Origin of the sequence: Trueperella sp. (assembly GCF_043424875.1) — a bacterium.
In the GTDB taxonomy this organism is placed as follows: domain Bacteria; phylum Actinomycetota; class Actinomycetes; order Actinomycetales; family Actinomycetaceae; genus Trueperella.
In genome coordinates this window covers 1-9003 of the sequence record NZ_JBHWPL010000117.1, presented here as the reverse complement: position 1 = coordinate 9003, position 9003 = coordinate 1, and the positions used below count along the sequence as shown (strand labels likewise).

Here is a 9003-nt window from a genome sequence, read left to right as displayed (position 1 = left end):
CCCCTCTCGCACGGATTTCGAGCGCGATCGGGCGCGCGTGCTGCACTCCTCGGCGCTGCGCCGCCTGGGCGCCAAAACGCAGGTGATGGGCCCCGAATCCAACGATTTCATTCGCACCCGCCTCACTCACTCACTCGAGGTGGCACAGATCGGTCGCTCACTGGCTAAGAACCTCGGCGCCGATCAGGACCTCGTGGAAGGGGCCTGCCTCGCCCACGACATCGGCCACCCGCCCTTTGGCCACAATGGCGAACGCGCGCTGAACGGCATTGCGTCCGGCATCGGCGGTTTCGAGGGCAACGCCCAGACACTTCGCATCCTGACCCGCCTGGAGCCGAAGAGATTTCACGACGACGGCCGCCCGGCTGGCTTGAACCTCACGCGCGCCATGGTGGACGCGACGATCAAGTACCCGTGGGCCGAGTCGGAGGGTCCTTACGGGGAGTTCTCGAGCAAGTTCGGCGTCTACGAGTCAGATCTGCCCGCATTCGCGTGGGTGCGCGAGGGGATTGAGAGCACTGGTCAGTGTGCCGAGGCTCAGATCATGGATCTGTCGGATGACATCGCCTATTCGATCCACGACATCGAAGACGCGATCGTGCGCAGCTACCTCGTGCCGCATCAGTTCCGAGCCGATCGCGAGTCGCAGATCGACGCCGTCGTTGGCTCCACGCTCTCGTGGTACGGGCAGGCGGTGAGCGGTGACGAGCTGGCAGGAGCTGCCGAAAGACTGTTCTCGATGCGTTCGTGGCCTGCCGGCTACAGCGGCACGCTGCGTGATCTCGCCCAGCTCAAGGATTTGACCTCGGATCTGATCGGCCGCTTCGTCTCGGCCATTTGCGCGGCAAGTCTGGATGCCAGCGAGGGAAAGCCGATGGTGCGCTACAACGCCGGCGTGACGATCCCGCGCGAGACCCTCGCCGAAATCACCTTCCTTAAGGGCCTCGCGGTTCATTACGTCATGGCGCCTCGAGAGTACGAACCGGTCTACTACGACCAGCGCACGCTCATCATGGACCTGGCCGACGCAATCTCGGAGGCGCCGCTTGACCGGCTCGAGCGCCACTTCGTTGAGATGTGGAACGAGGCGGAGGATGACGCGAGCCGACTGCGCGTCGTCGTCGATCAAATTGCGTCCCTAACGGATCAATCCGCGCGCCTGTGGCACGCGCGGTACTGCGGAATGCTGCGCCACTAGGCGCGCAGTGGGTCGGCTGTGGGAAGAACCCAACGCGCCCCGGCGCCGAGGGGCTAATATAAGGGCGTGGCTGGCCTGATTAAGAAACAAAGCATCGAGGACGTGCGCGATCGCGCGCGCATCGAGGACGTCGTCAGCCAATACGTGACCCTCAAGCCCGCGGGTGTGGGATCAATGAAGGGCCTGTGCCCGTTCCATGATGAAAAGACGCCCTCGTTTAACGTGCGCACGCACGTGGGGCGCTACCACTGCTTTGGCTGTGGCGAGGGCGGGGACGCCATCTCGTTCATTATGAACATCGAGCACATCTCGTTCGTCGAGGCCGTGGAATTCCTTGCCGAGAAAACCGGCGTATCCCTTCAATACGAGGAGGGCGCGCGGCCCACCGAGCGCGGCCCAAAGGACGTGACGCGCTCGCGGCTCGTGGACGCACACCGCGTGGCCGAAGAATTCTATGTGCGTCAACTCGCCACGCCCGACGCGGCAGAGGCTCGCAAGATGCTCGATGAGCGCGGTTTCGACGCCGATGCCATCGCCCATTTCCGGGTGGGGTACTCGCCCGACTCGTGGGACGCGATGCTGAAAGAACTGCGCCGCAACGGATTCACCGACAAGGAGATTCGGGCCTCCGGGCTCGTGACGCAAGGCTCTCGCGGAGTGTATGACCGCTTTCGCGGCCGCGTCATGTGGCCGATCCGTTCAATTACCGGAGACACGATCGGGTTCGGCGCCCGCATGCTCGGCGAGGGGGATGGCCCGAAGTACCTGAACACCCCCGAGACGATGATCTACAAGAAGTCGCAGGTGCTCTACGGGCTCGACCTCGCCAAACGGGACATCGCTCGGGACCGGCGCATCGTCGTCGTCGAAGGGTATACGGACGTCATGGCTGCGCACCTAGCGGGCGTCCCGCATGCCGTTGCCACGTGTGGCACGGCGTTTGGTGAGGAGCACGTGAAGATCGTGCGGCGCCTGCTCGGCGATTCGGCGAACCCCGCTGCCGGAGTGATCCTCTCCGACGGCAGGGCCTTTGGCGGCGAAGTGATTTTCACGTTCGACGGAGACGAGGCGGGCAAGAAAGCCGCCCTGCGAGCCTTCCAGGAGGACCAAAGCTTTGCCGCGCAGACGTTCGTGGCGATCGCGCCGGGTGGGCTCGATCCGTGCGACGTGCGGCTGGCCTACGGCGATGAGGAAGTGAAGAAGATGGTGGACGGGCGCGAGCCCCTCTTCGCGTTCGTCATCAAGTCGATTCTGGAAGGCGCTCCGCTGCATACCGCCGAGGGCCGAACGGCTGGCCTACGGGCGGCAGCGCCCGTAATTGCCAGCATCCGCGATCGCGTGTTGCGCGCCGAGTACATCCGCGAACTTGCCGGCTGGCTCGGGATGGATGAGCGGATGGTGTACCAGACCGTCGCGCACTCCTCGCGCGCGCCTCAGCAGCTCGAATGGGCTGACGGGACCCCGGTCGAGGCGCCGCAGCCGACGAGCGCATTGCCCCCGCGCGCCTCGCTCAAGGATCCCATCGCACGCGTCGAGCGCCAGGCCCTCGAGGCCATGCTCCAGCTACCGGGTCTGGCACGCGCAGCGAATGCGCAGGACCTACCGGGGCAGAGTTTTAGCGTTCCCACCCATCAGGCGGTTCACGATGCCATTCGCGCGGCCGGCGGCGTGGTTCTGTACGAGCAGCGCGTCGAGCAGTTGAAAGCCTCTGGTCACACCGAGGATCTGGAAGCGAAGGCGACGAGCTGGTACGTCGAGCAGGTGCTCGAGCAGGCGGACGGCGTCGTCGCCCAAGCCATCACTCAACTGGCCGTGGAACCGCTACCGGAGTTGAAGTCGGACCGGCAGTGGCCCTACGTGCGGGGCATCATGATGTCGCTGATCAAGCAGGGTATCACGCGCCAGATCGCCGAAGTTCGCGGGCGCGTGCAAAGAGCCGCCCCGGATTCCGAGGAGCAAACCAAGCTCTTTGAACGCTTGGTCGAGCTCGAAACCCAGCGGCGGCTCTTCGACGAGACCGACACCTGATCGAGGCGGCCGGGCGATTCGCTAGTCCTCGTAGCGGGCGAGGAGGCCCTCGACCTTCGTGATGAGAGCCGACACGTCCTCGCCGCCGTTGGCTGCGAGGCCGATCAGGAACAGCGTCATCGGTGCGCCCGGGCGCGAGGGGCCGTGCGCGATCTTTGCGGTGAGATCGAGCAGCTCGTCGCGGTTGCGTTCGTAGGCGGCTGAGTCGAGTCCGAGTTCGTCAGCGACGGCGTCGAGCCATTCGCCCATGATTTCCATCTTCTTTGCTTCGTCTGCCATTGTTATTCCTCCTGTTGTGTGGGGTGGCTAAAGGGTTGATCGTCTGAAATGTCGGTGGCCGGCTGCGCCGCTTGATCGAGGCGCTCAAGCTCGCGATCGAGTTGGCTTTCCTCGCGTGCGCGGCGGCGCTTGCGGGTGCGCTCGTTGATGTACGAGACGAGCACGGCGATTAAATACAGGCCGATTAGGACGAATGCCTGAATCGTCATCGGCCAGGGCGAGGGCAGTGGGTTGGCAATCGCCGCGAACACGAACGCCAAAACCACGAACCAGCGCCAATGCTTGAGCATGGTCTTGACGGACATGAGGCCCATAAAGTTCAGCACCACGAGGATCTCCGGCAAGAGGAAAGAGATGCCGAAGGCCATAACGAGGCGCATGTAAAACGTGACGTAGGTGGTGGCGCGCAGGAAGCTCGCCGAGTTGTCCGGATTGAACGACGTCAAGATTTCTACGGCGAGCGGGGCCATGCGCATGCCGGAGAACACGCCTCCGGCGAAGAGCACCACGCCCACCAGTGCGAACGCGATGACGTGCCATCGTTCGCGACGCTTGAGGCCGGGGGAGATGAACATGAAAATCTGCATGACCCACCAGGGGCTGGAGATGATCGTGCCGATCCACACCGCCACCCGGAGCTTTAAATCGAAGGCTGCGCCGATCGTGTCGAAATTGAGGATCGCCTCTTGGGAGGTGATGCGCGTGAGGGGTCGGGTAATAAACTCCATGGCCGGGTCATAGAGGTACCAACCGACTACCGCGCCAATTCCGATGCCGACGAGTGAAAGGAGGAGCCGTTTACGTAGTTCGCGAAGGTGTTCGCGAATGGGCATGACTCCCTCGGGATTGTAGCGCCTCCGGGGGCTCACTGATTTTGTTGTTGACCGTCAGCCTGAGGCTCGCCCGGCTGCTGGCCGTGCTGGCCTAGCTGCTCGTCCATGCCGTGAATCTGCTGGGGGTTACCCGTCTGCTGAACCGTCTGGTCCATCCCGTGAATTTGCTGGGGATTGCCCTGCTGCGGAGTGCCCTGAGGGGGATTACCCTGCGGAGGGTTACCCTGCGGGGGATTTCCTTGCTGGCCCTGAGGTGGATAACCCTGCCCGTATTGGCCTGCCTGTTGGCCATACTGGTTGTTCTGGTAGGGCTGCTGGCCGGGCTGGTTGTAGTTTTGCTGGCCCGCCTGTGAGGGCGGGAGCTGCTTGGGATCATCCTCGTCTTGCAGATCGCGAAGTTCCTTCTTCATGACCTTGGCCGACTGCCCGAGCGAACGAGCGATATCTGGCAGCTTGGCAGAGCCGAAAACGATGAGCAGAACGACGATTAACACGATAATGTGCCACGGCTTAATCATGAGTGTTCCTTTCTCGGCTGCGCCGAGGGTTGGGGTGATAGTTCATCCTACCGCCTGTGAATATTACTGGGGTGGGCGACGCGTGGGCGGCTTCTTCTTCGGTGGGGCTGCGCCGGTTTCCCGCGCCCAGGCTTGCATTTCTTCTTGGACGGCCTCGCGAATCATCTGCCGAGGATCGAGCCCACTCATGTCGAATGCGGATAGATCCATGTCCTGAAAGCCCGTCGCTTTGAGATCCGCGCTGGTTTCTTCTCGAACCCGCGCAGAAAACCCTTTTGCGGCGTCCACAACTTTTCGGAATCCGCGCAGCGCACCCGTGATGGCCTCTGGGCCAAGCACGATGGTGGCGACGATGAGAATAACGAGAAACTCAGCGCCCGAGATTCCAAAAAACTCCATGGGTTTATCCTACGTTGGATAGAAGGTAACCTCTAGGTAGATCAGCCGAGAACCCGTCGTCGCTATCGCAAAGACGTGGGCCTGAGCAGGGAGGATATATGGAGAGCACGACGCCGTGGCAAGATTCCGTTCCGGAGCGAAAGGTTCGTGCGGTCCAGATTGCGACAGCCATGTTCTCGCTCTCGCGCTTTTTCGTTGAGGCTCCAACTCCGGAGATTACGAGGCGGTTCACCGATCCGGACATGGCGGCCACGTGGCCGATTCGCGACGACGATTCCCTGGCTGCCATCGAGAACATCGCGGAGGCGGACGAGTCGGGCTTTATCCTCGGCGAGGACTTCAATGCCATGTTTGGTCCTACTGGAAAACTCATGATGGCCGAGTCCGAGTACACGGGCGAGAAGCCGTTGCCGCTCGTCCAGGCGCTAAACAAGCGGTATGCGGCGCGCGAGTATCAGCCGCAAAAGACGGAGGGCTACCCCCGCGATCACTTTGCGGTGCAGCTGGGCTATCTGGGGCATCTCGTGGCGAAGGCCGGCGAGGACCCGGCGGTGGCTGAGGAGATTCGCTCATTCCGCAGCGATCATCTCGACCGTTACGCCGACGATCTGCTGACCCTGTGTGACCTGCATGCACGGACGCAGATGTACCGCGCCGTCGTCGTGCTCACGCGCTCCGCACTGGCCGCACTCAATGACGTGACGCGCACAGACGGCCAATGATGCCGTCGGTGACAATGCGAATGTAACGCCGATGAGTGATGCCGTTTCCTCGCTGTTGCGCTGGCTGTTTGCCCACGACCTCCCGCAGGAGGTCGTGCTCGCGTGCGAGCACACCGAGGTTCCCAAGCTTGGGCGAAAGCGGCAGGGCGTGGTGTGGAACGGGTGTCTCAAGGACGCGCCGGTAGGAATTCCGGCTCAGATCCTTGCCCTGGGCGTCGAACGTGTGGGCGTGCTGCCGTGCGGTGAGAATCCGGGCGAGGTCAACGCGCAACGCGAGACGTGGCAGTCACTGACCCCGAGGTTGGTCTACGACGCCGGAGAGCTCAAAGCCGCGATGTTCCGCGGCCCGCAGGTGTTGGAGCTCGGCATGATTCCCGTGCCAAGGCGCGTCATGCTTGGGCTCGGGCTGACCGACAAACCACCGATCTCTCTCAAGGGCGACGACACGTCCCGCACGCTCGAGGCGCTCGAGGTGTTGACGGCGAAGGGGCTTGTGCGCAGGGGAGAGGGTCTCGAATCGAAACTGGGCGGACTGCGGATTGGGGTCTCCGCCTGTACGGCGTGCGGTGTGTGCGTTCAGGCATGCCCGCACAACGCGCTGACACTTCTGCATCACGAGACTGGTTCCGTGCTGTGGCAAACCTCCGAACTGTGCCGAGGCGAACAACAGTGCGTGCAGCTGTGCCCCGTCAAGGGCGTGTGGGTGCAGGGCGAGATGCGACTGGTGGATCTGCTCGACGATCCCGAGCGAAAGCTGTTCGTGGTCGAAAGCGCAGTGTGCGAAAAGTGCGGTGCCCGCCACCCGGCTCATGAGGGGCCGCTCTGCCAGGTGTGCGAGTTCAGACGCAACAACCCATTCGGCAGTATGGCGCCTCCAACCGGTTTTCAGCCCCAGTGATATCCGCTGGTACACTATTCCAGCCAGCCCCCATAGCTCAGACGGTTAGAGCAGGGAACTCATAATTCCTTGGTCACAGGTTCAAGTCCTGTTGGGGGCACTTTTTATGCTTGAAATCGTCGCGTTGGTCCGCGCCGAGTTACTCGAGCGCGCCGGAATCCTCGGGCAGGATCTGGCCGCCGTCGACGACGATCCCGTGGCCGTTGACGAAGCCCGCGCCATCCGAGGCAAGGTAGGCAACGGCCTCGCCGATGTCCTCCGGCACGCCGAGCTTTCCGCGCGGGACCTGGCTTGCCATCTCGTCAATGTAGGCCTGGCCAAGCGCTTCGAGTTCCGGCGTGATGACGTTGCCCGGCAGGACCGCGTTGACGGTAATGCCGTCAACGCGCCAGCTCAATCGCGAGCGAGCGCATGAAGCCCATCTGGGCCGCCTTCGTGCCACCGTAGTGTGCCCACTTGGGGTAGCCGGTGTAGTTGCCGGTGATCGAGGAGGTCACAACGATGCGCCCGGCGCCGTGTTCGCGCAGATAGGGGAGCGCGGCCTGGATCGAGTGGACCATGCCCTAGACGTTGATGTTGAAAATGTCGTCGAAGTGTTCGTCCGTCATCTCGTCGATGGACACCTGCGGGTACACGCCGGCGTTCGCAGCGAGAATTGACAGTCCGCCGAGCTCCTCGGCGACCTTGCCAACGACCTCGTTGGTCTGCTCGCGGTCCCGCACGTCGAGCACGTAGGCGGGGAATCCCGCTTCGCGCACCTCGGTGAGTTCGGCTTCGGTTAGGCCGGTGACTGCGACCTTTGCTCCGTGTTTGCGTAGGACGTCGGCAATGCCGCGTCCGATTCCTTGAGACCCGCCAGTGACGAGGGCCGTGCGTCCAGTTAGCATGATGTCTCCTCAACGTTGAGTTCTGTGGGTTTTCGAGGGTAGCAGGTGGGCTGGGAGAGGAAAATGCTGTTACGTCGACGGCTGAGAAGGCTGATCGGAGGCCCCCAAACAGAGAATAACCCGACTATTTTCAATTGAATGTCCTGCACGATATTGAAAGATGAACGTCGCTACACTGTTGAACGAGAATCTCCAGCCAAATAACGATGAGGAGTTAGAGAGTCCGGGACACTTAGAGCAAGAAGTAGAGCTCGACCAGACTTCACCTCGTGACTATTTCATTCGCGGATTGAGGATTCCATCGGCATATACTGGATGCTCTTTCAGGAAATCTGAAACAGATTCAAACCACGTCGATTGTGGATCAATTCGCTTGAGCCATCGATTGATCACAATGATTCCGCCGTAGCTTCCGGGGTGTTTGAATTCTGGGGCGTCACGTCTTTCTTTCGGCAATACTTTGAATGCGATGTCAAAAGAACGGTTCCATAGTTGGCCATGGTGTGCGCATCTGTTTCGAAGGTTTGAAAATGCGTGGAGAGCGTCCGAGAAACCAGTGTGTTGGATTGAGAGATGATCGGCCGTTTCTTTGATTGCGGTGCCATCAGCTAGGTATTGGCTCAGTTTCGCAAATGTGCCAAAGCTAATGGCTTCTATGGCTACCCAGATCGGGACTTGCGACAGATCGTTGCCATTTCTGTAGCGCTCCACGGAAGGTTGGCCACTACGTCGTAGCTGTGCTCTGATTTTTTCAAGGAGCGCATCAAGCCCTGGTGTGATCTCTAGATAGTTCACTCGATCCAAATAGAAAGCTTCGCTTCCAAATATGCGACCAGCCGAATAAGCGAACGCTGATCGGCTAGCAATTTCAATTGGCTCTAGAGCCTGAAGCAGGTAGCGGCGTAGTTTTCGATCAGCATCCATCAGAGACACGATCAAATCGAATGACGTATCTGGAATAAATTGGTTTTGCTGATTGCGTGGATCCCTTTGAAATTCTCTTGCGTATCCACTGAAGCGATAATAGTTATTGCGTCGTAAATAGCCGATGGCAAGATCTTTGTCAGCAACAACGAGCCCGCGCTCCAAGAGCAGGTCTAGTTGCTGTTGGAGGGTGAGAAAAGGTTTAGCCATAACCATCGATCTGCCTTGATGACGAAGGGTATAGATAGGCCTCCCGCATTTAAGGAAATCAATAGATTCTAGCCTTGGGGAGGCGCTGATATGGCTACCCTACCAGA

Annotated in this window: 10 protein-coding genes, 1 tRNA gene and 1 pseudogene; 5 read left to right on the top strand and 7 right to left on the bottom strand. The window is 60.9% G+C overall.

What is annotated here, in order from left to right:
- On the top strand, window positions 1-1198 hold a 1198-nt coding region (locus ACHFFR_RS09565), incomplete at its 5' end, for a deoxyguanosinetriphosphate triphosphohydrolase (protein WP_394264036.1).
- 66 nt (window positions 1199-1264) lie between these two features.
- Entirely contained in the window at window positions 1265-3226 is a 1962-nt protein-coding gene (dnaG, locus tag ACHFFR_RS09560; RefSeq protein ID WP_394264035.1) for a DNA primase, read from the top strand.
- 21 nt (window positions 3227-3247) lie between these two features.
- On the opposite strand, the gene ACHFFR_RS09555 is transcribed toward dnaG, so the two are convergent.
- The 4 genes from ACHFFR_RS09555 to ACHFFR_RS09540 form a co-directional block, all read right to left on the bottom strand.
- Window positions 3248-3505: a DUF6457 domain-containing protein gene (locus ACHFFR_RS09555; RefSeq protein ID WP_394264034.1), complete on the bottom strand. Its 258-nt coding sequence runs from the start codon at window positions 3503-3505 to the stop codon at window positions 3248-3250.
- A gap of 2 nt (window positions 3506-3507) precedes the next feature.
- A complete protein-coding gene (tatC, locus tag ACHFFR_RS09550; RefSeq protein ID WP_394264033.1) occupies window positions 3508-4338 on the bottom strand; it encodes a twin-arginine translocase subunit TatC in 831 nt (276 codons plus the stop codon).
- Between the two features lie 32 nt (window positions 4339-4370).
- Window positions 4371-4856, bottom strand: a complete 486-nt coding sequence (gene tatA / locus ACHFFR_RS09545; RefSeq protein WP_394264032.1) for a Sec-independent protein translocase subunit TatA — start codon at window positions 4854-4856, stop codon at window positions 4371-4373.
- A gap of 63 nt (window positions 4857-4919) precedes the next feature.
- Window positions 4920-5255 carry a hypothetical protein gene (locus tag ACHFFR_RS09540; RefSeq protein ID WP_394264031.1) on the bottom strand — a complete coding sequence of 112 codons (336 nt, stop codon included), beginning with the start codon at window positions 5253-5255 and terminating at the stop codon, window positions 4920-4922.
- 98 nt (window positions 5256-5353) lie between these two features.
- Here ACHFFR_RS09540 and ACHFFR_RS09535 point away from each other — a divergent pair, with 98 nt between their 5' ends.
- From ACHFFR_RS09535 to ACHFFR_RS09525, 3 genes are all read left to right on the top strand, one after another.
- Window positions 5354-5977 carry a molecular chaperone gene (locus ACHFFR_RS09535; protein WP_394264030.1) on the top strand — a complete coding sequence of 208 codons (624 nt, stop codon included), beginning with the start codon at window positions 5354-5356 and terminating at the stop codon, window positions 5975-5977.
- Window positions 5978-6008: 31 nt separating this feature from the next.
- Window positions 6009-6875, top strand: coding sequence for a 4Fe-4S dicluster domain-containing protein (locus tag ACHFFR_RS09530; RefSeq protein ID WP_394264029.1), 867 nt, complete (start codon window positions 6009-6011; stop codon window positions 6873-6875).
- Between the two features lie 26 nt (window positions 6876-6901).
- A tRNA-Ile gene (locus ACHFFR_RS09525) sits at window positions 6902-6975 on the top strand.
- 39 nt (window positions 6976-7014) lie between these two features.
- Here ACHFFR_RS09525 and ACHFFR_RS09520 read toward each other — a convergent pair.
- The 3 genes and pseudogenes from ACHFFR_RS09520 to ACHFFR_RS09510 form a co-directional block, all read right to left on the bottom strand.
- Entirely contained in the window at window positions 7015-7272 is a 258-nt protein-coding gene (locus tag ACHFFR_RS09520) for an SDR family oxidoreductase (RefSeq protein WP_394264028.1), read from the bottom strand.
- A pseudogene (locus ACHFFR_RS09515) lies at window positions 7256-7762 on the bottom strand (SDR family NAD(P)-dependent oxidoreductase). The gene ACHFFR_RS09520 and the pseudogene ACHFFR_RS09515 overlap by 17 nt, the downstream one beginning before the upstream one ends.
- Window positions 7763-8035: 273 nt before the next feature.
- A complete protein-coding gene (locus ACHFFR_RS09510) occupies window positions 8036-8902 on the bottom strand; it encodes an Abi family protein (RefSeq protein ID WP_394264027.1) in 867 nt (288 codons plus the stop codon).
- Between the last annotated feature and the right edge of the window lie 101 nt (window positions 8903-9003).